This is a genomic window from Pseudomonas sp. TWP3-2 (assembly GCF_049897765.1).
GTDB lineage: Bacteria > Pseudomonadota > Gammaproteobacteria > Pseudomonadales > Pseudomonadaceae > Aquipseudomonas.
Window position 1 is genome coordinate 63910 of record NZ_JAFCWW010000021.1, and the last position, 24642, is coordinate 88551.

The 24642-nt window shown below is 58.9% G+C and carries 20 protein-coding genes; 7 read left to right on the forward strand and 13 right to left on the reverse strand.

What is annotated here, in order from left to right; translation table 11 throughout:
• Nucleotides 1-297: 297 nt before the first annotated feature.
• A complete protein-coding gene (locus ACP7EE_RS23185) occupies nt 298-807 on the forward strand; it encodes a hypothetical protein (RefSeq protein WP_426237013.1) in 510 nt (169 codons plus the stop codon).
• A gap of 74 nt (nt 808-881) precedes the next feature.
• On the opposite strand, the gene ACP7EE_RS23190 is transcribed toward ACP7EE_RS23185, so the two are convergent.
• The 13 genes from ACP7EE_RS23190 to yaaA all read right to left on the reverse strand — a co-directional run bounded on the left by ACP7EE_RS23190 (nt 882) and on the right by yaaA (nt 19020).
• The gene (locus ACP7EE_RS23190) at nt 882-2333 is read right to left on the reverse strand and encodes a mannose-1-phosphate guanylyltransferase/mannose-6-phosphate isomerase (protein WP_420647711.1); all 1452 of its coding nucleotides are present in this window, start codon (nt 2331-2333) and stop codon (nt 882-884) included.
• Between the two features lie 211 nt (nt 2334-2544).
• Entirely contained in the window at nt 2545-3201 is a 657-nt protein-coding gene (locus ACP7EE_RS23195; RefSeq protein ID WP_426237015.1) for an alginate O-acetyltransferase AlgF, read from the reverse strand.
• Nucleotides 3202-3215: 14 nt separating this feature from the next.
• Entirely contained in the window at nt 3216-4391 is a 1176-nt protein-coding gene (locus ACP7EE_RS23200; protein ID WP_426237017.1) for an alginate O-acetyltransferase, read from the reverse strand.
• 10 nt (nt 4392-4401) lie between these two features.
• Nucleotides 4402-5967 (reverse strand): MBOAT family O-acyltransferase, encoded by a 1566-nt coding sequence (locus ACP7EE_RS23205; protein WP_426237019.1) that lies wholly within the window; start codon nt 5965-5967, stop codon nt 4402-4404.
• Between the two features lie 197 nt (nt 5968-6164).
• Nucleotides 6165-7286, reverse strand: coding sequence for a mannuronate-specific alginate lyase (locus ACP7EE_RS23210; RefSeq protein WP_426237021.1), 1122 nt, complete (start codon nt 7284-7286; stop codon nt 6165-6167).
• Nucleotides 7287-7294: 8 nt separating this feature from the next.
• Nucleotides 7295-8746, reverse strand: coding sequence for an alginate O-acetyltransferase (locus ACP7EE_RS23215; RefSeq protein WP_426237023.1), 1452 nt, complete (start codon nt 8744-8746; stop codon nt 7295-7297).
• Nucleotides 8747-8755: 9 nt separating this feature from the next.
• Nucleotides 8756-10327: a mannuronan 5-epimerase AlgG gene (gene algG / locus ACP7EE_RS23220; protein ID WP_426237025.1), complete on the reverse strand. Its 1572-nt coding sequence runs from the start codon at nt 10325-10327 to the stop codon at nt 8756-8758.
• Nucleotides 10328-10353: 26 nt separating this feature from the next.
• Nucleotides 10354-11841, reverse strand: coding sequence for an alginate export family protein (locus ACP7EE_RS23225; RefSeq protein WP_426237027.1), 1488 nt, complete (start codon nt 11839-11841; stop codon nt 10354-10356).
• Nucleotides 11838-13343 (reverse strand): alginate biosynthesis TPR repeat lipoprotein AlgK, encoded by a 1506-nt coding sequence (gene algK, locus ACP7EE_RS23230; protein WP_426237029.1) that lies wholly within the window; start codon nt 13341-13343, stop codon nt 11838-11840. The genes ACP7EE_RS23225 and algK overlap by 4 nt, the downstream gene beginning before the upstream one ends.
• Before the next feature lie 9 nt (nt 13344-13352).
• Nucleotides 13353-14522 carry a PilZ domain-containing protein gene (locus tag ACP7EE_RS23235; RefSeq protein WP_420647719.1) on the reverse strand — a complete coding sequence of 390 codons (1170 nt, stop codon included), beginning with the start codon at nt 14520-14522 and terminating at the stop codon, nt 13353-13355.
• Nucleotides 14523-14557: 35 nt separating this feature from the next.
• Nucleotides 14558-16042: a mannuronan synthase gene (alg8, locus tag ACP7EE_RS23240; RefSeq protein WP_426202381.1), complete on the reverse strand. Its 1485-nt coding sequence runs from the start codon at nt 16040-16042 to the stop codon at nt 14558-14560.
• 73 nt (nt 16043-16115) lie between these two features.
• Nucleotides 16116-17432, reverse strand: a complete 1317-nt coding sequence (locus ACP7EE_RS23245; RefSeq protein ID WP_420647721.1) for a nucleotide sugar dehydrogenase — start codon at nt 17430-17432, stop codon at nt 16116-16118.
• A gap of 808 nt (nt 17433-18240) precedes the next feature.
• Nucleotides 18241-19020 carry a peroxide stress protein YaaA gene (gene yaaA / locus ACP7EE_RS23250; protein WP_426202376.1) on the reverse strand — a complete coding sequence of 260 codons (780 nt, stop codon included), beginning with the start codon at nt 19018-19020 and terminating at the stop codon, nt 18241-18243.
• A 193-nt stretch (nt 19021-19213) separates the two neighbouring features.
• Between yaaA and ACP7EE_RS23255 the strand changes: the two genes are divergently transcribed.
• The 6 genes from ACP7EE_RS23255 to ACP7EE_RS23280 all read left to right on the forward strand — a co-directional run bounded on the left by ACP7EE_RS23255 (nt 19214) and on the right by ACP7EE_RS23280 (nt 24399).
• The gene (locus ACP7EE_RS23255; RefSeq protein WP_426237033.1) at nt 19214-20338 is read left to right on the forward strand and encodes a polysaccharide deacetylase family protein; all 1125 of its coding nucleotides are present in this window, start codon (nt 19214-19216) and stop codon (nt 20336-20338) included.
• A gap of 349 nt (nt 20339-20687) precedes the next feature.
• Nucleotides 20688-22079, forward strand: coding sequence for a PhoH family protein (locus tag ACP7EE_RS23260; RefSeq protein ID WP_420647724.1), 1392 nt, complete (start codon nt 20688-20690; stop codon nt 22077-22079).
• 102 nt (nt 22080-22181) lie between these two features.
• The gene (gene moaC / locus ACP7EE_RS23265; protein WP_426237035.1) at nt 22182-22655 is read left to right on the forward strand and encodes a cyclic pyranopterin monophosphate synthase MoaC; all 474 of its coding nucleotides are present in this window, start codon (nt 22182-22184) and stop codon (nt 22653-22655) included.
• On the forward strand, nt 22652-22894 hold the full coding sequence (moaD, locus tag ACP7EE_RS23270; RefSeq protein ID WP_426237037.1) for a molybdopterin converting factor subunit 1: 243 nt from the start codon (nt 22652-22654) through the stop codon (nt 22892-22894). Before moaC ends, moaD begins: the two co-directional genes overlap by 4 nt.
• A 3-nt stretch (nt 22895-22897) precedes the next feature.
• Nucleotides 22898-23350 (forward strand): molybdopterin synthase catalytic subunit MoaE, encoded by a 453-nt coding sequence (gene moaE, locus ACP7EE_RS23275; RefSeq protein WP_426202369.1) that lies wholly within the window; start codon nt 22898-22900, stop codon nt 23348-23350.
• A 272-nt stretch (nt 23351-23622) separates the two neighbouring features.
• Complete coding sequence (locus tag ACP7EE_RS23280) at nt 23623-24399, forward strand: ABC transporter substrate-binding protein (protein ID WP_426237039.1); 777 nt, start codon at nt 23623-23625, stop codon at nt 24397-24399.
• The last annotated feature ends 243 nt before the right edge of the window (nt 24400-24642 follow it).

Sequence of the window (24642 nt, forward strand, 5' to 3'; positions counted from 1 at the left end):
GGTTGCTTATTGGCGTTGTGCCGCCGACTTGCCAGTTCAGCCCCGGACAAGTCGCACCCTCCACGACGCCGCGGCAAGAGCAGTGAAGCAGTGGGATGCAAGATTGTGGGCACAGCAAGCAATAGACCCCTTGACGGTGGCCAATCTGCAATCCGTTTTCTCACTCAGGGGTGAAGTCTTGCGCACTGAAATTCTTCGGACTTCAAACTGGTTGAAGTGGGCGAGGGACCTGAGTTTTCAATAAACAAGGGTGAGCTGTCGCACCACCTGAGGCTGTTTCGGCGCCAATACCGTGAGATGTACCACAACTCGATGCGGCGAGATCCGCAGAGCAGAGATATCAGCGCGGCGCAGAATTTTGAATTGGGAAAAGAGATTGCCGAGATGACCTCCTCCTCTCTCAAGTATGCAAGCGAGCCCCGTGTATCGGAGGAGAAAACGGTCACCCACCGTTTCTTCGCATTGATCAATCGGGACGATGTCGAAAAGAAAGATCAGGACAAAGTGATTTACGGCATTGCTGAACTGAGTATTGCGTCAACGAAGGGCGGAGAGCGCACGGTTGGTGTCAGCAACGTCCTTGCGCATCCACTGTCGCAGCCGGGAGCTGAGAATTTCGCGGGTGAATCGGCTGAGTCAGCCGAGGTTTTCCGACCTTTCAAATTACGTGGTATCGGAACCTATCTGACCATTAAATCGTTGGCGCGGATGGTGGACACGCATGAGATTCAGAAAGTCAGGACAGCCGCCGTCAATCCGCGATCGGCGGCTATCGCCATAAGATTGGGGGCCAAAAAAGTAGCGTAAAAAAGCCCCCGCCCAACCCGCTTCGGATAGGGGACGCAGCGGGCTGGGCGAGGGCTTGTTGTGTTACTGAACACTTACTGCGCGATGGTTTTCACCGACACGCCGCGCTCGAGCGGGGTGGAGCGACCGTAGATATCTTCAAAACGCTCGATATCGTCTTCGCCCAGGTACGAGCCCGACTGCACTTCGATGATTTCCAGCGGGATCTTGCCCGGGTTACGCAGACGATGCACCGAGGCGATCGGGATGTAGGTCGACTGGTTTTCGCAGAGCAGGAACACGTTGTCATCGCAGGTCACTTCGGCGGTGCCGCTGACCACGATCCAGTGTTCGGCGCGGTGGTGGTGCATTTGCAGCGACAGGCACGCGCCCGGTTTGACCGAGATGTGCTTGACCTGGAAGCGCCCGCCCATGTCTACCGAATCGTAGGAGCCCCACGGACGATAGACTTCGCAGTGGTTCTGGGTTTCGCTGCGGCCCTGCTCGTTGAGCGTGTTGACCATCTGCTTCACGCCTTGGACCGAGTCCTTGTGCGCGATCATCATCGCGTCCTTGGTTTCGACCACCACGATGTTTTCCAGACCGATCACCGACACCAGTTTGCCGTTGCCGTGGATCATGCAGTTCTTGCTGTCCTGGATCACCACATCGCCTTTGCTGACGTTGCCGTTGGCGTCTTTCTCGTTGACCTCCCACAGCGACGCCCAGCAACCGACGTCGCTCCAGCCGGCAGTCAGCGGCACAACACAGGCGCGCTGGGTTTTTTCCATGACGGAGTAGTCGATGGAGTTGTCCGGGCAGCAGGCGAAAGTCGCTTCGTCCAGCGTCACGGTGTCGGCATCTTGCTCGCTGCGTTCCAGGGTCAGCAGGCAGGTGTCGTAGATGTCCGGATCGTGCTTTTTCAGTTCTTCGAGGAAGCGGCTGGCGCGGAACAGGAACATGCCGCTGTTCCAGTAGTAACCGCCGGACTCGACGTATTCGGTGGCGCGTTTGACGTCAGGTTTTTCGACGAAGTGCGAGACGCGGCTGACGCCCTCCGGCAGCAGCGAGTCTGCGGTGGATTTGATGTAACCGTAACCGGTTTCCGGTTTGGTGGCAGGTACGCCGAACAGCACCATCTCGCCGTTTTCCGCAGCGACGGTGGCCAGGGCCAAGGCGCGTTGCAGGGCTTTCTGATCTTCCAGCACGTGGTCGGCCGGCAGCACCAGCATCAGTTCGTCACGACCTTCGTTGACCAGCATCATCGCGGTCAGCGCCACGGCTGGCGCGGTGTTGCGGCCGAACGGTTCCATCAGGATGCGCTGGGTTTCCAGTTTGCGGCTGGCCAGTTGCTCGTTGACGATGAAGCGGTGGTCCTTGTTGCAGACCACGATCGGGGTGTCCATGCCTTCGAACACCAGGCGTTCCAGGGTTTGCTGGAACAGCGTGTGTTCGCCGGTCAGGGCGAGGAATTGCTTAGGGAATTGTTTACGCGAAAGCGGCCAAAGACGTGAGCCGCTACCACCTGACAAGATCACCGGAATCATATTGTTACTCCATAAAATCGATTGGTTAGAGGCACGAACGCTGTGTCGTTTCACTCTTGTTTTTGTCACATATCCGAACTCTCACCTCGGTCCCTGTGGGAGCCTGGCTTGCCAGCGATGGCATCACCTCGATGTATCTGCAGAACCGAGGTGTCTGCATCGCTGGCAAGCCAGCTCCCACAGGAAGCCGGGTCAGTTCGGGAAAAATTGGTTAGCGGGTCGATACCGGGCGTTTCACCCAGACTGGCGACAGGCTGCTGCCCGAGCCGGTGACGTACAGCACTGCTGCCTCACCGCGCTCCAGCGCAACCGGCTTCACGTCGCCGACTTTCTTGTCGCCTTCGTACAGCGCGAGGCTGACTTTGACCGGGTTGATTTCACGTTCGCCACGGCCCTTGGCGGCGACATTCGGCACCACGTCGGTCTTGCCGTCGGCGGTTTTCAGGGTCAGCGCTTTGTCGCTGAGGTTCTGCACACGTACCAGGGATTTCTGCTTGTTCTTGAACGGCGGTTCTTCGATCAGTTGCGGTGCGCCGGAAGCGTTGTTGACCAGGGTGTAGTAGTGATCCCCGGCGAGTTTCACCGGCAGGGTCTGGCTGCCGACCTTGGCGCTGTAATCGCCACCCGGCATGAAGCTGAAGTCGCTGCTGGCCAGTGGCGCAACATCGCTGAGGTTGGTGCTGCCAACGGTGGCGCTGACTTCCGCGTTGCTGGCGTTGTAGATGCGCACGAAGCTCGAGCCTTTCGGCGCAGTCGGGCCGTACAGCGCGGCGTCGCCACCGGCGAATGCGGGTACGGAAAGCACGCTGAGGCCAGCAACCAGTGCGAAGCTTTTAGCGAGACGGCGAGGAGTAGTAGTGAAAGTCATGGTGTACCTCTCTTTCAGTTTTGCGCCCGGTCGGGCGTCTCGGATTTAGTGTTTGCAACTACGTTTTGTTGGCGTGCGCCGGCTTGTTTGAGCTCTGCGACCCACTGCGGGTCGGCGTCACCGATTTCGTTGTTCACAGGCAGATAACGTTCAGGAAACTCCCAGATCAGCACCTGTGGCGGGCTGTTCTTGAAGTCATCGCTTTTCAGATAGCTGAGCATCGGCAGAATCGGGCCGTGGCCGTCTTCGGCGTAATTGACCACGTCGCTGTGCAGCGCTTGCTTGAGCGCACCAACGAAGTTCCAGTTCGGGTTGGCGCTGTAACTGGTGCCGATCAGTGCGACCGGTACTTCGCTGTTGGCGAACAGTGCGTCGTCACCGGCAGGCTGATCGCCAGCCGCCACGGTGTTGCGCTTTTGCAGTGGCTCTGGCGCCGGCATCAGGTTTTCAAACAGCGGATCGAGCGGCAGGAACAGACGCAGGTCGCCCTTGTGCGTGACCTTCTCCGCTGGCGTGGTGACGAAGCGCTGCGGTTCGCCGCTGAGCGGGAATTTTTCAGCGATGGTCTTGGCCAGGGTGTTGGCGGCGATTTCCGCACCTTCCGGCGTCCAGTGCGTGTCGGTGCGCAGGAACACTTGCTGACCGTTGTCTTTAGCCTGCTGGAATGGCTTGAGCAGATCAGGCGCAAGGATCTTGTCCGCCGCGACCCGCGCGTGGAAATCCTCGTAAAGGTTGGCGTGGATGCTCGCCGGTTTCACCTCACCCAAGTGCTCCGGGTACAGGCGAACCTTGGCCGGCACAATCGCCATCACCAGTTTCACGCCTTTCTCTTTAAGGGTCTGGCGCACGCCTTCGACCAGCGCGTAGTTGCCTTGCAGGTTCAGCTCTTCGTTGACGATCGGGTTGAATTCCTCATCGCTGTACAACCATTGATCGCGACCGAGCACGACGCCCGGACGACCTTCGTTGAACAGTTTGAAATCCAGCGCGGCCCAGAGATTGGTGCCCAGACGCTTGATCGGGAATTCGTCGTCGTAATGGGTTTCCACGGCTTTGCTCCAGCGACCGTTGAGCACGGTCGCGTCGGCGTTGGTGCTGAAGCCGAAGAAGCTGCGCACCGACCACACGCCGAGCACCAGCAGGGTCACCAGAAACAGCGCGATGTAGAAGATGCGTAATGAGCGGGTCATGTCAGATCCCTCAGAACTGGAAGTAAAGGAACGGCGAGAAGCTTTGCGCCGAGAGTTTGAGAATCGAGGCAATGAACAGCAGCAGAATCGCTGCGCGCATTGCGTAGCGCGACCAGTCAGCCGTCCAGTAGGCCGGTTGCACCTGGGCGTCGACGCCGACGATGTAGCCGGGTTCGTGGATGCTCGCCGGGTTGTCGCCGGGCACCGCTTTGATCATTCCAGGTGTTGCGGTGGCAGGGCCGTCGGCCGCGACGTTGACGTCTGGCTTGACCTTGGCCGGTGGCTGATTGGTGTACAGATCACGCAGGCCGAAGAACGCCAGCGTCACGTAGGCCACCACCAGCGTTGCGACTTGCAGGCCGGTGAGGCTGGCCTGATTGAGTTCCGACAACGACCATTCGCCGAAGCTGAACATCGCGCCGTACATGCGCCCGGCAACGTGCAGGTTCTCTGCGCGGAAGATCACCCAGCCCATCACTACCAGCAGGAACGTCAGTGCCCAGCGGATCGGGTTGAGGCTGCGTGGCGAAGTGTTCAGGCCCAGCGCTTTTTCAATCGCCAGCCACATGCCGTGCCAGGCGCCCCAGACGATGTAAGTGATGTTCGCGCCGTGCCACAGACCACCAAGCAGCATGGTCAGGAACAGGTTGCGATAGGTCATCAACGTGCCTTTGCGGTTACCGCCAAGGGTGATGTACAGGTAGTCACGCAGCCAGGTGGACAGGCTGATGTGCCAGCGACGCCAGAACTCGGTGATCGACTGACTGATGTACGGCTGTTTGAAGTTTTCCATGAAGCGGAAACCCATCATCAAGCCCAGACCAATCGCCATGTCGCTGTAGCCGGAGAAGTCGAAGTACAGCTGCGCGGTGTACGCCAGCGCGCCGAGCCAGGCATCGCCGGTAGTCGGGTTTTGCAGGGCGAAACAATGGTCGGCAACCACCGCCAGGGTGTCGGCAATGAACACCTTTTTGATGAAACCCTGCATGAACCGCGTGCAGCCCTCGGAGAACTTGTCGAGGGTGTGGGTGCGGTTGTTGAACTGGTCGGCGAGGTCACGGAAACGCAGGACCGGGCCGGCAATCAGGTGCGGGAAGATCGCCACGAACGCTGCGAAGTCGATCAGGTTACGCGTGGCCGGGGTGTCGCCGCGATACACGTCGATGATGTAGCTGATCGACTCGAAGATGTAGAACGAGATACCGATCGGCAACAGCACGTGGGTCAGGATGAACGGCGACAGACCGACCGAAGTCATCATCGCGTTGATGCTGTCGACGCCGAAGTTGGCGTACTTGAAGTAGCCGAGGATGCACAGATCCACTGCCACGCCGAGCAACAGCCAGCGCTGGGCCGGTTTGGTTCTGACCCCGGCGGCGCCGACTTTCAGGCCGATCCAGTAGTTCCACAGCGTCACAGCGGCGAACAGCGCCAGGAAGTCCACCCGCCACCACGCATAAAACACGTAGCTGGCGAGCAGCAGCAGCAGATTGCGATAACGAATCCCGCTCAGGTAGTACATGCCGAGAAAGATCGGCAAGAACAGAAACAGGAACACGTTGGATGAAAATACCATCCCGATCTCTCCAGTTTTAACCAACAGTCAAGGGCCAAAGCCCCCCCAAACCCCCCACGCAAAACCGGAGGGCTAACTCAAATCTCGATGCTCCCCTGTAGGAGCTGCCGGAGGCTGCGATCTTTTGATCTTGATCTTAAAAAACAAGATCAAAAGATCGCAGCGTGCCGCAGCTCCTACAGGGTTTTGCGTCTGCCTTACGAACCTTTGCCCTTTTCATGGGACGGGTCGTAGACCTTGGTCAGATCCCCGCCAAGCCGGAAGGTCTTGAACGGCTGCATCTCGCGCTTCTTCTCGATCACATCCGCCGGGCAGGTGTAGAGCGTGCAGAACGGTTCGAGCCAGGCGAATTTGGAGTCAACCTTGAGGTCGTCCATGTCCTGTTTTTTGCCGTTCTTTTCTTCAAAGGCATCGGGGTCTTTCACCCCGGCCAGCACCCGGTCACCCAGACGTTTCAGCGCGCCATTGTTTTCCTGACGCAGATCCACACCATTGACCTGCGCGAAACTGGCGATCATCGCCAGCGGCGGCAGGGCGTAGTTGTGATAGGCGAGGGCGCGTTGCTGGCGCTTGAGTTCGTTGGGCAGGAAGCCGTCGGCATCGACTTGATTGACGCCGACCTTGTATTCCTTCACCGACCAGTCGAACAGGTCGCGACGGTTGGTGGCGATAGAAGTTGCCATCACCGACCAGGCGGCCCAGTACGAGTGGTTGTTGGTTTTTTCCAGCGGCAGGTTGTCCCAGTCGCTGACCACTTGATCGGCCATCTTGCTGAACCACGCCTCGATCAACTGCGCTTGCTGCTGATGCTGGGCCAGTGGATGCGAGTCGGAGAACTTCAGGCGAATGTACGAAGAGGCCATGCTGCCCAACGCCCATTTGCGCATCGACTTGCCGGTGTGGTTGAAGTCCTTGGACATCAACGCGTCAGCCTTGGCCCACGCGGTCAGCCAGTTCAGCGTGCATTCGAGCTGCTCCGGGCGACCGTCGCGCATGAACTGCATCACGCGTTTGGCGGTGCCGCGTTCCAGCGTGGTGATGTCTTTGGTGGTGTCGCGGAAGGCTTTTTCCGACTGCACGTTCAGGGTCGAACGGGCCTTGTCCGAGCCTTCGTATTTGCTGCGAAATTGCAGCGGGCCGGTGTACGGCGTCGGCAGTGCATCGCAGCCTTCGCTGTTGTCGCCGGTCTTGAATTTTTCCACCGGCGCGAAGTAGCCCTGAGGTGGACGCAGTGGCGCAGCGGCCTGAGTCGCCCCGGCGAACATCGCCAGGCTCAGCAGCGTTGGCGCCAACAAGGATTTCAATTTCGGATTTCGCATAGCAGACCTCATTGCCCGGCCTGAGCAGTTTGTTGCCCAGTGCTCGGGAATACGTTGCGTTTGCAGATTTTCGCTTCGACTTTCTGTGGCGCGGCACCCGCTTCCGGGCCCTGGACTTCGACGGCCAGCAGATTTTGCGAGGCCCAGTCTTCGTCCGTGCGCAACTCAAAGGCGAAACGACCGTCGGTATCGGAGGTTTCCGGTTTCTCGATCTTGATGTCCTCGTGGCGACCGTTCATGTACCAGAGGGTGGCTTGCAGGGTTTTCACCGAGGGGTCGGCGAAGCGGATGTCCACCTGATGGCTGCTGTTCTGCAGGTTCAGGTTTTTGCTGTTGACCAGCAGTTCTTGTTTGCTGCCCGGCTTGAGCGTGGTGCTGCCGGTCATCTGTGCGTCTTTGCCTTCGCAACCGTTATCCAGCAGCGCCATCATCTGGCGGTAGATGGTTTCCTGGTCGAGGCGATACAGCGGCGAGAATTCCCAGATGAGAATTTTCGGCGGGGTTTTCTGGAATTCGTCGCTGCCCAGATACTGCAACATCGAACCTTCCAGACCACCGCCGGGAAACGCAACGTTGAGGATGTCCGCGCCGATGGCTTCCTCAAGGAAACCTGCGAAGTTGTAGTTCTTGCCGCTGTGCGAGGTGCCGACCAGGGTGATTTGCGGGTTGCCGGAATCACCGAACAGGTCGCCGTCGCCCGCTTCGCCTTTCGGCTCGGTGGTGAACTGGTCCATGTACTGGATCGCGTAACTGGTGCCACACAGCTGGCCGGCCATGTTATGCAGAGTGCCGGTCTTGCCCATGCGCCCGGAGCGCTTGGTTTCGAATTCACGCTTGGTGATGTCGGCGAAAGCCGGGATCTGCTTGACCTTCTCGGCGACGATTTTAGCCGTGCGCTGGGCGCCGTATGGCGTCCAGTGCTGGTCGCCACGGAAGTAGAAGTCGTGGGCGGGCAGAGTGTCTGGCAGCGACTCGTTGGTCAGCGGCGACAAGTCCGGCACCACATAACCCATCTGCGCGAAACGGCCGAGCATGCTCTTGTAGTTCTTCAGTGCCTTGTCGTAATCGAACGCGGCTTTTTCCTGCGGGTTGAGCTTGTTGCGATTCACCAGACCCCGGGTCGGTTGATAGACAATCACCAGCTCGACGCCTTTGCTCTTGAACGCATCGTGCAACTGCTGCAGGCGCTTGTAGCCGGCCGGGGTGGTGTTGAACTCGGTGCGCAAGTCTTCCTGGGTACGGAACAACCAGTCGCCTTGGGCTTGCACCAAGGTGGTGAAGTTCTGCTGATAACGCGTGGTGTAGTTCTTCGCGTCGTGCGCGGCCGGGCACAGGTTGCAGCACGGCTCGGCGGTGAACTGCGGCGCTTTGACTTCGTCCGCGCGGGCGCCGTTGCTGGCCGCCAGAATGCCCACGGTCAGGGCCGACAGGCTGAGTAATTTGATCAAGTGTGGGTGCATAAATTATCCTCAGTCCTGCATTTCGGTCTGGCGTTCGACAGGGTCGATCAGCACGGCTTTCTGCTGGCGCACCAACAGGTCAAGAATTTCATCCTGACGTTCGCCGAGGATGCCGTTGAAGCTGATGCCGCTGGATTTGGTCGGCGCCAGCATCGATACGCGATACAGCTCGACGCTCAACGGCGAATCGATCGACAGCGGGCCGCTGCCGTTGGCCGCCAGTTCGCCGCCAACCACGATCAGCGACACCTGGGCGTCGAACGGATCGAGCTTGATGTCACGGTCGGTGTCGCTCAGATCCTTGATGTGGCCGTAGACGCCGGTCAGCCCATTGGCCATGGCGATGTTTTCGTACAGGCGAATGTTCACGCTGTTACGAATGCGGATGCCGTGGCGCCGGTTGCTGATGACCTTGTTGCCCCACAGCAGATTGTCGGCAGACTCGTAGAGGGTGATGCCGTCTGTGTGGTTCTGGTAGATCTCGTTGTAGGCGATGATGTTGTTGACGCTGTTACGGTCGATCACCAGGCCCGAGAGTTTGTTGTCGTAGCTTTTGTTGTTGAAGATAAAGCTGTCGTTCACCTCACGGGAAATGATGATCCCGTGTTTTTTCTTGGTGCCGTGGACGGTGTTCTCGGCAATGATCAGACCGTGCGAGCGGTCGTGTGGGTCGATGCCGTAAACGATGTTGTCTTTGTAGGTGTTGCCCTTGACCACGAAGTCGCGGGTCTCGTAGCAGTAGAAGCCGTACCACATGTCCGAGAATTCGGAACCGACGATCCAGCCAGTCGGCTCGGGACGCTTGAGCACCTTGGCCATGTTCGGCGTGTACTGGGAAATACTTACGCCGTACGACTTACTGTTGGCGTAGCCGAAGCTGGCCATCTTGCTGTTGACGATGTAAGTCTCGGTGCCGCCCCAGGCCAGCAGGAACGGACGGAATTCTTTCGGCGAACGAAAAGTTGCCGGGCCGTTTTCCTTCTCGCGCCAGCCAGTGATTTTGGTATCACGCACGAACAGCTGACCGTCGTTGACCAGGAACGAACCGGCCTCTTGCGACAGGCGCAATTCCTGGGTCTGCCCGTCGATTTCGAGGATGCCTTTACGGCCGACCACGATCGGCAGCTTCGACAGATACACGCCCGGCGCGGTTTCGCTGAAGTACTGCTTGGGCAGTTTCTGCGCGAGTTCCTTGAGGTTCATGTAGCCGTCGTCAACGAAGATCGCCTGCGGGATACCGTGCTGACGCACCACCCACTCGGCCATCTTGTTGTCGCCGCCGATGAAGTCCTTCAGGGCGTCTTCCTGCATCATTCGGCGCACGCTGACCTTGCCCGCTTTGCTGCGGACGATTTTCGCGGCAGCGGCTTCGGCGGTGTAGCCGGAGATGTCCGGCAGTTTCGGTGCGGCCAGATTCAGCGCCTCGGTCGGCGCGCTGCTGACGGTGTAAGTCTTGGCTTGTTGCAGCTCTTTCGCAGTGGTCACCGGTTTGGCCGGCTCCACTGTGGCGAAGGCGCCGGCCGAGGCCAGCAGCATCGCGCCGGCCAGCAGACTGAGTGAGCCTTTGCGGGCACTGTTCATGTCGGGCACTCCCTTGGCGGTCAGCATCAGAAGCGCCAGATCACGTCGACGAACGCGCGGTGCATGTACGAATCGACTTGCTTGCCGTAGGCATCGCCGGGCTTGAACACGCCGCCACGGAAACGCACCAGCGCCGACGGCTCATCGATCGACTGGCTCAACGCCGCCGGCAACAGGCCTTGCTTGAAGTACTTGGTGACGACCAGATCCATCTCCTGACCCAGATCCTTGTTGCCATCTTCCAGCGGCAACGAAGTGCTGGAGAGGATCGCGCCAGTGCCGTCGTCGGTGTTGTTCTCGACCGCGTTGATGCCGTTGCTGCCGACCGGCTTGTTGCCGTCGACACGCCAGAACTTGTGGTAGATCAGGCTGGCGTCGTACTCGTCGTTGAGCATCCACGAACCGAACAAGGTCGCGGTCTGCATGTTGTTCATTTCGCCACGGAACGCTTCGCCGAAACGGTGTACTCGTGAACGCGTACCGGTGTAGTTCGAGCGGTTGCTTTCCAGGCCGGTCTGTTCGTAATCAGCGCTGGCGCGGGCATAGGCTGCGCCGACTTGCCATTGCGGATCGAGGCGCAGACGCACGCCGATGTCGGTGGCCCAGCCATTGACGTCATCGCTGCGCTTGGCCTGCGTTGGACGCGTGCCATCGGCGTTCAGCGCGTTGACCGTGTCACGGTCGCCGCTCATGCCGGTGATGCTGCCCCAGTAGTTGACGCTGTTGGTGTTGCGCCAGTTATAGGCGTCGCTGTCGGCGGTCAGGCCGAGCCAGCTGATGTCGCCATTCTCTTTCTTGTCCAGCGAATCGCCGGCAACGCCTGGCTCTGGATAGTCGAGTTTGCCGTCATCGTGGGTGTGGTGACCGCGAATGCCGACCCAGTTGCCCGGTGTCCATTGGTAAGCGGCATCGGCGTAGGCGTGCAGGCGATCCTTGTCTTTCGGCGCCAGCTCTTTCAAGTCGGTGCGGTATTCGCTGAAGCGTTCGGCGACACCGGCATTGGCGCGCAGCAGGGTCGTGTCGAAGGTCCAGTTCAGCGCTTCGATGTTGCTGTCGCGCCACTGGCCGTCGTCATTGCGCAGGCGCTGGCGACCGAGCTTGAGCATCTCGCCCGGGTAAGGAGTGAGGCCGCTGTAGCCGACCCAGAACTCGCGCATGGCCAGGTAGTTTTTCTTGGTCTTGCGATCACCGCTGTCGGTGGTCTTGGTGGCGTCGCTGTCCGACTGCTGCAGGGTGTCGGTCTCGATGATGTCGGTCGAGGTCACGGCCTGGCCCATGGCGTAGGCGCTCCACGCGCCGCTTTCGCCGTAGACCCATGGACGCAGGTCGAGGCCGACGCCGTTGACGTCGCCGCCGCTGGCAGTACCCAGATCACGGTCGTCTTCGGACTGGCCGGTGAGCTTCACTTCGAGGCCGAAGTTTTTGCTTTCAGTCATCGCGGCGAGAGTCGGGCAGGACCAGATCAGCGCGAAAGTGAGGCCAATGCCGGCCTTCACGAATGGATTGAGCTTCATAGTTTTTCCTCGCCGTCTTCTTCTTGCAGGGCGTGCAGTTGCAGCGTGTTCTGGTTCAGCGCGCCACGGCTGGCCTGCTCTTGTTGCAGCAGGCGCCGGGCTTCGGCCAGACGCTCGGGCGGCAGTTGCGCGGCGAGGGTGGTCGCCAGCTCATCCGCCTGCGGAGTGTTTTGCGCTTTGGCCAATTGGCTGAATACATAAGCGTTGAGCGGGTCGGGCTTGGTGCCTTTGCCTTGAGAAAACAGCTGGGCGATGGCGAAATCGGCGCTGTTCTGGCCGTTGCGCGCAGCGGTCAACAGATGATCGAGGGCCTTCTGCGGATAGACCTTACCCAGGTAACCACGGCGATAGATCTGGCCGAGGTAGTAGTCGGCGGCGACTTCACGGCCGACAGCTTTCTGGAAATGTTCCTCGGCGACCTTGGCATCGGCCGGGACCATTTTGCCTTCGTAGTAGAGCTTGCCGAGCAACAGTTCGGCGCGCGGCTGATCCGCTGCGCGGCCGTTTTCCAGGTACTTCATCATCTGGTCTACGTCGCCCAGTTCCGGGTAGTCGTAGAGCAATTGCGCGAGGGTCACCCAGGATGCCGGGTAGCCCGGAGCGATTGGCTCGAGCAGCGACTGCGCGGTTTTTTCGTCGGTCTTGCCCAGGGTCGGATCAGCCAATACGCGGGCGACGCTGTCGACGCGCTGAGCACTGACCGTGCCACGGCTGTGACCGGCCTGCAGTTGCTTGATCAGCTCGGCCTGTTGCTCGGGCTGGGCACGTTTCTGATAGACCGTGGCCAGTTCGACGTAGCAGATGTCGGTGCTGTTGAGCGCGGCTTTGCAGATCTTTTCCACGTCATCCAGATGCTGGTCGTAGGTGCCCTGAGTGCGATACAGAAGCACTTGCGCCAGGCCCGCTTCCGGATAACCGGATTTGCGCCACTGGTCGATCTGCTGCTGGGCATTGATGTTCGGGAAGCTGTGCGGGTATTGCAGATAGAGCATCGCCAGCGGGATCAGCGTGTTGCCTTCGCCGTTGGCGGCGGCTTTTTTCAGCAGGCTTTCGGCTTCCTGATGCTCGGCTTCGGTCGAGCCAGGCTTGGCCACCAGCAAGCGCCCGAGACGCGCCTGAGCACGCGGCGACACGCTGGCCGCCGCGCGATAGGTGGCTTCGGCCTGTTTCATTTGCGCCGGGTCGCGGCTGTCGACCTGAATGTCGGCCAGACCGACCTGGGCTTCGCTGTAGCCCAGATCCGCCAGTTGCCGATAATTCTGCGCCGCAGTTGCGGTGTCGCCGCGCTTGAGCGCTTCGTTGGCCAGACGCTGGTCGGGCAGGCCGGCGCAACCGGCGAGAGACACTGCCAATGCCAGCGAGCAGACGATATGGCCCCTGTGGGAGCTGGCTTGCCAGCGATTCAGGCGACTCGGTATTCCAGCAAGACCGCAGTGATCCCATCGCTGGCAAGCCAGCTCCCACAGGGATTGTGGTGTTTTCAGGAAAAAGGTCACAGGCATGTCCTCGACTTAAAGACCGGAAGCCATGGCTTTGTCGATCAGCCAGTTCAGGTTCGGGCCACGGTCGCTGTTCACTTCCACCGGGCGGCCGGCGAGGCTGCTGTCGAGCGGCTCATCAGGCTGGATCTGCACGCGGATATCGGAGGACAGATCGGCGCTTTTCAGGCTGGTGCTGCTGACGATCTTGCCGGTGCGGGTTTGATCTTCGCCGGCGATCTGGAAACTGACGTGAGTGCCCGGACGCACATCGCTGAACTGGCGATAGGAGAAGCGCGCCTCAACGGTGGCCTGAGTGTTGCGCGGCACCAGTTGGAAAATCACATCACCTTTGCTCGCGTATTGACCGTCAGCCACCAGTTGCTGAGCCACGGTGCAATCGCACGGCGAGGTCAGGGTGCCGGTCATTTGCTTGCCGAACAGTTCTTCAACCTTGGCCGGGGCCAGTTGATCTTCTTCCAGATGGCCCTTGAGTATGTCGAGCATGCTGGTGCTGAAGGTCGCCAGCGGTGCGCCTTTGGCGGCAACGCCGTCAGCCTTGACCAGACTCTGCACAGTGCCGTCGCGCGGCATGGTGATGTTCATCCCCGGCACGCTGACCAGACCGGCCTGCGCATGGCTGACGAAGTACATGCCGTACACCGATTTGGCGATGAAACCGAACGCCACCAGACCGACCACGAAAATACCGGCGCTAAAGGTCACAGCTTTCAGACGCCCGAACGGAGTCATGCCATGCCCGCCATCCTTGACCTTGCGCGCCTTGGTGAAGTTGTCACGCTGCAGGGTTGCCAATACTTCGCCGATGCTGACGATGTCGCCGGCCAGGTGCGAAGTAATCAGGTGGCGCAGGGTGGAAATGTCCTGCTGATCGAGGTTCTGGAACTGGCAACCGACGCGGCCGGTCTGGCGGTCGAAGGAGCGCACTTGCAGCTCGACATCCATGGCCAGGCCGAGGTTGTCGATGACGAATTGCAGGCGTGCCTTGTGCACCTCGCCGATGGTCAGCGGCATCTGCCCGGCGTTGAACGCCAGGCCACCGGCGGACAGATCCAGCACGCGGGTTTCCAGCGGCGTCCGGTCAGGTCCGAAGAAACGCAGCTTGGCCGGGATTTTTACACGGGCGTGTTGGCGCTGGGCTTCGGATTCGTGCACTACGTTGGCGTTGACGGCGGTATTCATATTGGCGATTTCCTTGTTAATTCAATAGGGGCGGGTCAGACCATCATCAGCAGCACGGCGACAAAAATGCTGCCGGCGGAGAAGGTCATGGTCCGAGACGACCAAGTGTTGAACCAACGTTGAAAGCTGGCGAGATCACGGGTCAGGGAAGTGGGCTGGCGCGTCCAGGATTGTTGGTCGAGGCGGAAGAACACGTAGATCTTCACCAGCGCGCCGACGATCTGGTTGTAATAGAGAATCACCGGGTAAGCCGGGCCGATACGGTGGCCGGAACACGACAGCAGCAAGGTCAGAATCAGGCGGGTAATGCCGATCCACAGCAGGTACACGAGGATGAACGCGCTGCCGTACTTGAAGCTGGCGATGATCGCCACGGTCAGCCCGAGCAGCGAGGTCCACATCGATACGCGCTGGTCGAAGAGCACCAGCGAAGTGAACGCACCGAGGCGTTTCATACCGAGGCCCAGGGCACGCGAGTTCTGGCGCAGGTTATTGCCGTACCAGCGGAACATCAGCTTGCGGCTGGCCTTGATGAAGCTCTTTTCCGGCGGGTGTTCCACGGTGTGGATCGCCGCGTCCGGCACGTAAAAGGTGTCGTAACCGAGGCGCATCAAGCTGAACCAGCTCGACTTGTCGTCGCCGGTCAAAAACTTGAAGCGGCCCAGGCGCCAGTGTTGCAGCGAGTCGCTTTCAACGTCGGCGATGAAGTCCGGGTTGGTCACTACGCTGGCGCGAAATACCGACATGCGACCGGTCATGGTCAGCACGCGTTTGGACAGGGCCATCGAGCACATGTTGATGTGGCGCTGGGCGAAGCGCAGCTTGTGCCACTCGCTCATGATGTAGCCGCCGCGCACTTCGCAGAACTCGTTGGTGGTCAGGCCGCCGACGTTGCCGAACAGCTGGAACCACGGCACGGTCTTGCGCACTACGCCCTCGGCGAGCACGGTGTCGCCGTCGATCACGGCCACCACAGCGCGGTCATCCGGCAGGTGCCGCGAGATTGCACGGAAGCCGTAGGCCAGGCCATCGCGCTTGCCGGTGCCGGGAATGCGCACGAAGTCGAGCTTGACCCGATCCGGCGGATTCATCCGCGCCCACAGGCTTTTCACCAGCAGCTCATCGGACATTTCCACGATCGAGCAGACCATGGTCGCGGGCAGGCCGCAGTCGATCGCTTCGCGGATCACCGAGCTGTAAACCTGCGCGGTGGTCAACGCGTCGATACGAAAACTGGTGACCATCAGGTACACGTGCGACGGGTCCGCCGCAGCACCCAGCTTGCGCACTTTACGGCGCAGGTGCGGGTAGACGATGTACAGAAAGATCATGCCGCGCACAAAGTGCGTGGCACCCATCGAGTAGCGCCAGATACCCACGGCGCCAATCAGGAAAATGAAGTCCTTCGACTCGGAGTCGAACGTGGACGCGGGCAGCATCAAGGCGAGGCCCATCAGCAGGCTTAAAAACAAAAGCCAGCCGGCAGCTTGCAGAAAAAAATGTTTGAGCTTGTTCGACATAACCGTCATCCGAAGGTGATGGAGGCTTCAAGCCGCCTTGTCAGCGGCTTGAAGCTCGAGGCTTGCTGCTGACTTACCAGCAGATGCCTTCGGTACGGGTGCCGGGATCAGTGGCCTTGGCCATGAAGCCGACCAGGTCGATGACCTGTTTGCCGTGCGGTGCCTGTTGCGCCAGCGCACGGAACTTCTCGTCACGGTTGCCCAGGATGATCACGTCGGAGTTGTTGATCACGTCGTCGAAGTTGGCATTGAGCAGCGACGATACGTGCGGGATCTTCGACTCGATGTAGTCCTTGTTCGCGCCGTGGACACGGGCGTACTCGACGTTGCTGTCGTAGATGCTCAGGTCGTAACCCTTGCCGATGAGCATTTCGGCCAGATCCACCAGCGGACTTTCGCGCAGATCATCGGTGCCGGCCTTGAAGCTCAAGCCGAGCAGGGCGACTTTGCGCTTGTCATGGCTTTCGACGATGTCGAAGGCGTTCTGCACTTGCGAGACGTTGCTGCGCATCAGCGAGTTGAGCAGCGGCGCTTCGACGTCCAGCGAACCGGCGCGGTAGGTCAGCGCACGCACGTCTTTTGGCAGGCACGAACCGCCGAAGGCGAAACCTGGACGCATGTAGTACTGCGACAGGTTGAGGGTCTTGTCCTGGCAGACCACGTCCATTACTTCACGGCCATCGACGCCGACGGCTTTGGCGATGTTGCCGATCTCGTTGGCGAAGGTCACTTTGGTCGCGTGCCAGACGTTGCAGGTGTACTTGATCATCTCGGCCACAGCGATGTCCTTGCGGATGATCGGTGCGTCGAGCTCTTCGTACAGCGATTGCAGAACGTCGCCCGAAGCCTTGTCGAACTCGCCGATGACGGTCATTGGCGGCAGATCGTAGTCGGCGATGGCGGTGGATTCGCGCAGGAACTCAGGGTTGACCGCGACGCCGAAATCAACGCCGGCCTTCTTGCCGGAGCAGTCTTCGAGGATCGGGATGACAACGTTTGCGACGGTGCCCGGGAGTACGGTGCTGCGCACCACGATGGTGTGGCGGGTGGTCTTGTCACGCAGAACAAAACCGATCTCGCGGCATACCGCTTCGATGTAGTTGAGTTCCAGATCGCCGTTCTTCTTGCTTGGCGTGCCGACGCAGATCATCGACAGGTCAGTATCGCGAATCGCTTCGGCGAAGTTGGTAGTACCGCGCAGACGACCGGTCTGAATACCTTGCTGCAGCAGTTCGCCCAAACCTGGTTCAACAATGGGAGATTTGCCAGCGTTGATCATGTCGATCTTGTCTTTGGCAACATCGACGCCAATTACGTCATGGCCCCGTGCAGACAGGCAACCGGCACATACCGCGCCAACGTAACCCAAACCAAATATGCTGATGCGCATCGCAATTACCTCTGTATATATCAGGCCGTTAGATGGCCGGAGTTAATGGTGTTCAGCGGTCATAGTGCACTCGCAAGTGCGCCTTACTGGCGCCGCAATGCCGTGTGCAGGCATACAAAGTTGCGAGTGTCTAAATAAGTGCACTCAAGGTGTGCGCAACCAGGCCTTGTAGTTATGACTTGCCCTGTAATGCAGCCAATCCACATTTTTTGGGTATTGGTGCACCGGTGTTTCACGCTCGATCTCTGGAAAAATGCCAATAGATCAATCGGTTGAGTGCTCAGGTGAGCACGTTGATAGGGGCGCAGTCTTGGCCTCGCAGGGGATAGTAATGCTGCGTATCTCCTGTGCTTCGTTCTTCGTTCAGACTAGTGAGTCATCTATTCAAGTAGTCGTGACAACTTGGTTACATGGCTTTCATCTGTGCGTAAGTTATCTCGTACAAACTCGGCGAGAATCGTTACCGGTGGTATGAGCTACGCATTTGGACATAGTTCCTGTCCGCTGATCGCTCAGTCTGAAATTTTTTGAAATATTGAGAAAGATGGCACTGCTCTCATATTGATAGCACTTTCGATTTCGCCCTTTAATACCGGGGTCGTAATCAAGGTCGATATTTTTGTGCCACTACAGAGAAAAAATTTGCGTGCCACTACTGAAAAAAATGACAAGTGTCGAGTGAAACTAAAATTAGAAAACAGGGGCGTAGTTTTATGGCGCCAAGAAAACGGCGGAAACTAGCGAGGGTTTTTTGACATCGTGCGAGGTGCACGACTCTTGTAATAAAGAGTCGTGCAATGGGCATGCTTTATTCGGGGGCGTGATCGCGCAGAAACACCAGATTGTCCGGTTTAGACTGTTCGGCACTGAAGCGATAACCTTGAGCATCGAACTGCTTGAGGGCGGCGGGATCGTTGATGCGTTCCTGGATCACGAAACGGCTCATCAGGCCTCGGGCTTTTTTGGCGTAGAAACTGATGATTTTGTATTGGCCGTTCTTCATGTCCTTGAACTCGGTGTTGATGATCCGCGCGTTCAGCGCGTTGCGCTTGACCGCCGAGAAGTACTCGTTGGACGCCAGATTCAGCAACACGTCATCGCCCTGATCGGCCAGCGCTTCGTTCAGCCAGTCGCTGATGCGTGTGCCCCAGAACGCGTACAAATCCTTGCCGCGCGCGTTGGGCAGTTTGGTGCCCATTTCCAGACGATACGGCTGCATCAGGTCGAGTGGGCGCAGCAGGCCGTACAGCCCGGAGAGCATGCGCAGGTGTTGTTGTGCGTAATCGAAGTCGGCTTCGCTGAATGATTGAGCGTCGAGGCCGGTGTACACGTCGCCCTTGAACGCCAGCAACGCCTGCTTGGCGTTTTCCGGGGTGAACGCTGGCGTCCAGCTGCCAAAACGCGCCGCGTTCAGACCGCCGATCTTGTCGGAGACGTGCATCAACTCGCTGATCTGCGCCGGCGTCAGCTCGCGCAATTGCTGGATCAGCTCCTGGGAATGGTCGAGGTACTGCGGCTGGGTGAAACGCTGGGTCGCCGGCGGTGTTTGGTAATCGAGGGTCTTGGCGGGGGAAATCACCATCAGCATGAAGTCGTCTCCTTTAATCGTGGGGGCGATTCTAGGGGGTTGGCTGCGTTGACTCCAGCTATGGGGGTTATAGGTATGTGTTAGTGCGCACATTTGCGACGGCTGGGGGATTTTTCCATCGGGTGAGGGCAGCGTCCTCGAACCTTGCACATCAGCTATAGTGCCGCGCGGGTTTTGTTATGGAGACGTCCCATTGCGCATTGTTCTTTTATTCACCGCGTGGCTGTTGAGCTGCGGGGCCATTGCGGCACCCGGCGACATCGCAACGCTGGATCGCAACACCTGGCCGGAAAAACTCGACAACCCGACCCTGTTCGACGTCGCCTCGCGCGCCGAAATCCTGATGTTCGCCCGCGGCCTGCTCGGCACCGAATCGATGACCGAAGCCGCACTGGCGCAACGCCTGGGCCTGCGCACGATCAATCTGGACGCAATCAACAGCCTGCGCGAGCGCCTGTGGCAGCGTCTGCTTGCCGGCTACAACTTCGCCCAGCAGAGCTGCGATCAGGACGCCTCGTTCTGCTTCCTCGTCGAAGACATGGCCACTTTGCGTGAAGAAGCCGGCAAGTTTCAGCTTGGCGACGACAGCTATTACATCAAATGGGCCGAACCGAGCCGGATCTTCCATTTGCAGTATCTGGACGAGCTGATGCGCAAAGCCGCACTGTCACCGCAGACCACCAGCGAAGTCGATCGTTTTGGCGACTACGAGCGCAGTGGCGACGCAATGCACGACCGGCTGTTTCTGCTGACCTTCGACAGCGCCGCCAACGCGCAACCGGACAATGCCAACTGGCTGACCGAATACCTGCGCAAGTCAAACATGAGCGCCACGTTCTTCATGTTGGGCAAGGATATTCAGGCGCGCTTGAGCGAGCGCTCGGCGGCCAGCTTGCAAGCCTCATTCTCGCAGCAATGCGTTGGCGTGCAGGGCTGGGAGTTCCGCAGTCACAGCCACTGGCAGGACTGGCAGGACTCGGTGCGGCGCAGTGCCGATCTGGTGAAAAACAAATTACCGGAAAACTACGTGCCGCTGTTCCGTCCGCCGGATGGCCAGCGCCGCAGCGATGCACAGGATTTTTTCAACAGCCAGGGCCTGCAAGTGGCGCTGTGGGACATCGACGCGCAGGACGGCGCCGGCAAACTCAAGGGCACCGCCAGTGCGCAACGCGTACTGACCCTGATGCTGTTGTGGCGTCACGGAGTGATCAATTTCAACATGAAACAGGACGCGGTGAAGACCGCGATGCCGTGGCTGATCACGCAAACGTCGCAGAGCGGTATCGGTTGGGAAGACTGTCAGGACGCGTTTCGCTGAGAAACGACGAAAGCCCGCAAACATTGGGCTGGGGGTGATTTTTTTGCAGGAATCGATACAGGCGGACTTCCGACTCTAACGGGGGGCGGGCAGTCCGCCAAGGGCTATTCGTCACTTTGCAAAATAAACTTCAAAAAAGCGTCAAAGTGCTTTTTCCTGTCACAGGTTTTGGAGTATTACGAAGACAGACCGCCGAAACCTGCAACACAGGTGGCGTCTCCCAAGACCCAGTTTGTGTGCAAGTCACCTGCCTCTTTCAATAAAAGCCCGGCAGATGAATCGGCAGTCACTTCGAGGCGCAGCACTGTAGCGGTATTGCGTCGAATGGCTCTGACAAAGGTGACCGAGTATGGATGATCACGGACGTAGCCCTTCCAACCAGCCAATCCTTTATGTACTCGATACCAACGTACTGATTCACGATCCAAACGCCCTGCTGAATTTCGAAGAACACCACGTTGCGATCCCGATGACCGTGCTTGAAGAGCTGGACAAGCTCAAGAGCGGGCATCACAGCGTGGCCGCCGAATGCCGCCAGGCGATCCGGCTGATCGACAAGACCCTGGGCGATGCTTCACCCGAAGACGTCGAACTGGGTGTGCCGATCCAGCGCGGCAAGGGAGGGCCGAAGGGCTTGCTGTCAATTCTGATGAGCAAGCAGGCCGAATCGAACCTGATTCTGCCTGAGCATCTGAACGACAACAAAATCATCAACCAACTGATCGACCTGCACACCCGCGAGCCGAAAAAACCGGTGGTGCTGGTCACCAAAGACATCAACATGCGCCTCAAGGCGCGCGCCTGCGGGATCGCGGCCGAGGATTACAGCACCGACCAGTTGGTTGACGACGTGTCCTTGCTGCCCAACGGCTACCACAACATGACCGGCTCCTTCTGGGATCTGGTGAAAAATGTCGAAACCCGCCAGGACCACGGCCGTACCTGGCACCAGGTGCGGATGATCGACAACCTGCCGGCAGTGCACATCAACGAGTTCATCATCGACGAACAGGGCTTTGTCGGCTGGATCAAGGAGATCGACGAAGACAAGCTGCTGATTCTCGATCTGCATCAGGAACCCCTGTTGCACCAGGAAGCCTGGGGCCTGAAACCGCGTGATATCTACCAGAGCCTGGCGCTGTACGCACTGCTCGACCCGGACATTCATCTGGTCAACCTGTCCGGCGCCGCCGGCTCGGGTAAAACCATTCTGGCGCTGGCTGCTGCGATCGAGCAGACCATGGTCAGCAAACGCTATCGCCGCATCATCGCCACCCGCAGCGTGCAGGGCCTGGACCAGGAAATCGGCTTTCTGCCGGGCACCGAAGCGGAAAAAATGGAGCCTTGGCTGGGCGCCATCACCGACAACCTCGAAGCCTTGCACATGGATGATGAAAACACCCATGGCAGCGTCGACTACATCCTCAGCAAAGTGCCGTTGCAGTTCAAATCGCTCAACTACATTCGCGGTCGCAGCTTCCAGCAGAGCCTGATCCTGATCGACGAATGCCAGAACCTCACGCCGCACCAGATGAAAACCATCATCACCCGTGCCGGCGCCGGTTCGAAAGTGGTGTGCCTGGGCAACCTCGCACAAATCGACACCCCTTACCTGTCCGCGACCAGTTCCGGGCTGACTTACCTGACGGAACGCTTCAAGGATTTCCCTAACGGTGTGCACATCACCCTGCAAGGGGTGCCGCGTTCGATCCTGGCCGAATACGCCGAAACGCATTTGTAACTCGGCACAAAAAACCGGGCGGCCGAAAAGCCGCCCGGTTTTTTATGTGCGGGAAATTGACCCGCAGGTTTACAATCGGCGCTCCTGATCAGGAGTAATCCCGTGCTGACTCATCTCGATTCCCAAGGTCGCGCCAACATGGTCGACGTCACCGACAAAGCCGTGACGTTCCGTGAGGCGACGGCTCAAGCGCTGGTGCGCATGCTCCCCGAAACGTTGCAGATGATCGTCAGCGGCGGCCATCCCAAGGGTGACGTGTTTGCCGTGGCGCGCATTGCCGGCATTCAAGCGGCGAAGAAAACCAGCGATCTGATTCCGCTGTGCCATCCGCTGATGCTGACCGGCGTCAAAGTCGAACTCAGCGCTGAAGGTGACGACGCGGTGCGTATCGTCGCCCGTTGCAAACTGTCCGGGCAGACCGGCGTTGAAATGGAAGCGTTGACCGCTGCCAGCGTCGCCGCTCTGACCATTTATGACATGTGCAAAGCCGTGGATCGTGGCATGACCATCGAAAGCGTGCGCCTGCTGGAGAAAGTCGGCGGCAAGAGCGGGCACTTTCAGGCGGATCAGGCATGAAGCTGACCGTGAAGTTTTTCGCCCGTTACCGTGAAGCGCTCGGTGTGGATTCGGTGCAGGTTGAAGGCGATTTCGCCACCGTCGATGACGTGCGCGCGCTCCTGGCCAAACGTGATGGCGCCGAGGTGTTGAGCGAGCAGAACCTGATGTGCGCGCGTAATGAAGACCTGTGTCAGCTCGATGAGCCGCTGGTCGATGGCGACGAAGTGGCGTTTTTCCCCACTGTGACCGGAGGCTGAACGATGGCGATTCGGGTGCAGTCCGAACCGTTCGATCCCGGTGCCGAGGTCAACGCGATGCATGCGGCGAATGTCGGTGTTGGCGCGGTAGTGAGTTTTGTCGGCTACGTGCGCGACTTCAACGATGGGCTGGATGTGGCCGGGATGTTTCTTGAACACTATCCAGGCATGACCGAAAAGGCCTTGGGCAAAATTGCTCTTGAAGCCGAACAGCGCTGGCCGCTGTTGAAACTCGAAGTGCTGCACCGCATCGGCGCGCTGGAGCCGGGCGAACCGATCGTGTTCGTCGCCGCCGCCAGTGCCCACCGTCAGGCTGCGTTCGATGCCTGCGCGTTTGTCATGGACTACCTGAAAACCCGTGCGCCGTTCTGGAAAAAAGAAAACACCAGTGACGGCCCGCGTTGGGTCGAGGGGCGGGACAGTGATCATGCGGCGGCGGATCGCTGGAACAAATAGCTCTGTAGCGTTCTTCAGTCAGTCATCGCTGGCAAGCCAGCTCTCACAGTGTTTTGCGTCGTGCGCAGATTTTTTGTACACCGCTGAACCCTGTGGGAGCTGGCTTGCCAGCGATGAGGCCATCTCCCACACCAAAAACCTCGCAGACACACTCTTCTCCCCGATTGACGGCTTGTACCTATAAGTCCAGTATGGATTTATAAGTACAAAATAGTTTGCTGTTGCTCCTCTTTCATCTTGCCAAACCAACAACAACCCGCGAGAGAATGAACATGAAGAAACTCCCCCTCATTACCGGTCTGGCCCTCAGCCTGTTGGCGTGCAGCAGCGTGTTTGCCGCCGAGAAAACCCTGCGCATCGGTATCGAAGCAGCCTATCCACCGTTTGCCTCCAAGACTGACAAAGGCGAGATCGTCGGTTTCGACTACGACATCGGCAACGCCTTGTGCGCGCAGATGAAGGCCAAATGCGTGTGGGTCGAGGGCGAGTTCGACGGTCTGATCCCTTCCCTCAAAGTGAAGAAAATCGACCTGGCGCTGTCGTCCATGACCATCAACGAAGACCGCAAGAAGTCCGTGGATTTCACCCACAAATACTATTTCACCTCCTCGCGGCTGGTGATGAAGGACGGCGCGACAGTCGATGACCAGTACGCGAGCCTCAAGGGCAAAAACGTCGGCGTGCAGCGCGCGACTACCACTGATCGTTATGCGACCGAGGTGTTCGAGCCGAAGGGCATCAACGTCAAGCGTTACAGCAACAACGAAGAGATTTATATGGACCTGGCGGCCGGTCGCCTCGACGCGATTTTTGCCGACACCATTCCGCTCAATGACTTCCTGAACATGCCGCGTGGCAAGGGTTACGCGTTTGTCGGGCCGGAATTGAAAGATCCGAAATATGTGGGCGAGGGCGCGGGGATTGCGGTGCGCAAGGGCAACACTGAATTGGTGTCCGAGCTGAACAGCGCGATTGATGGCATTCGCGCGAGTGGCGAATATCAGAAGATTTCCGACAAGTATTTCAAGTCCGACATCTACGGCGACTGACACACCGCTATCGCTGGCAAGCCAGCTCCCACAGTATCCGGGTCGTACACAGGATTCATGTACACCGCTGAACCTGTGGGAGCTGGCTTGCCAGCGATGAGCATAGGTATCTACACATCTCCCCATCCTGGTCTATAAAGGGACGGCATGGATATCAAATGACTGGGCTAGATGCCCGCCTGATAAAACGATACGACGAGTTAGTCATGGGACACAGTAATGGACTACCGGCTTTGGCGGCAG

Bases quoted from the DNA above. Each gene is read 5' to 3' on its own strand.
- ACP7EE_RS23185 (WP_426237013.1), top strand. From the start codon at position 298: ATGTACCACAACTCGATGCGGCGAGATCCGCAGAGCAGAGATATCAGC.
- ACP7EE_RS23190 (WP_420647711.1), bottom strand. From the start codon at position 2,333: ATGATTCCGGTGATCTTGTCAGGTGGTAGCGGCTCACGTCTTTGGCCG.
- ACP7EE_RS23195 (WP_426237015.1), bottom strand. From the start codon at position 3,201: ATGACTTTCACTACTACTCCTCGCCGTCTCGCTAAAAGCTTCGCACTG.
- ACP7EE_RS23200 (WP_426237017.1), bottom strand. From the start codon at position 4,391: ATGACCCGCTCATTACGCATCTTCTACATCGCGCTGTTTCTGGTGACC.
- ACP7EE_RS23205 (WP_426237019.1), bottom strand. From the start codon at position 5,967: ATGGTATTTTCATCCAACGTGTTCCTGTTTCTGTTCTTGCCGATCTTT.
- ACP7EE_RS23210 (WP_426237021.1), bottom strand. From the start codon at position 7,286: ATGCGAAATCCGAAATTGAAATCCTTGTTGGCGCCAACGCTGCTGAGC.
- ACP7EE_RS23215 (WP_426237023.1), bottom strand. From the start codon at position 8,746: ATGCACCCACACTTGATCAAATTACTCAGCCTGTCGGCCCTGACCGTG.
- algG (WP_426237025.1), bottom strand. From the start codon at position 10,327: ATGAACAGTGCCCGCAAAGGCTCACTCAGTCTGCTGGCCGGCGCGATG.
- ACP7EE_RS23225 (WP_426237027.1), bottom strand. From the start codon at position 11,841: ATGAAGCTCAATCCATTCGTGAAGGCCGGCATTGGCCTCACTTTCGCG.
- algK (WP_426237029.1), bottom strand. From the start codon at position 13,343: ATGCCTGTGACCTTTTTCCTGAAAACACCACAATCCCTGTGGGAGCTG.
- ACP7EE_RS23235 (WP_420647719.1), bottom strand. From the start codon at position 14,522: ATGAATACCGCCGTCAACGCCAACGTAGTGCACGAATCCGAAGCCCAG.
- alg8 (WP_426202381.1), bottom strand. From the start codon at position 16,042: ATGTCGAACAAGCTCAAACATTTTTTTCTGCAAGCTGCCGGCTGGCTT.
- ACP7EE_RS23245 (WP_420647721.1), bottom strand. From the start codon at position 17,432: ATGCGCATCAGCATATTTGGTTTGGGTTACGTTGGCGCGGTATGTGCC.
- yaaA (WP_426202376.1), bottom strand. From the start codon at position 19,020: ATGCTGATGGTGATTTCCCCCGCCAAGACCCTCGATTACCAAACACCG.
- ACP7EE_RS23260 (WP_420647724.1), top strand. From the start codon at position 20,688: ATGGATGATCACGGACGTAGCCCTTCCAACCAGCCAATCCTTTATGTA.
- moaD (WP_426237037.1), top strand. From the start codon at position 22,652: ATGAAGCTGACCGTGAAGTTTTTCGCCCGTTACCGTGAAGCGCTCGGT.
- moaE (WP_426202369.1), top strand. From the start codon at position 22,898: ATGGCGATTCGGGTGCAGTCCGAACCGTTCGATCCCGGTGCCGAGGTC.
- ACP7EE_RS23280 (WP_426237039.1), top strand. From the start codon at position 23,623: ATGAAGAAACTCCCCCTCATTACCGGTCTGGCCCTCAGCCTGTTGGCG.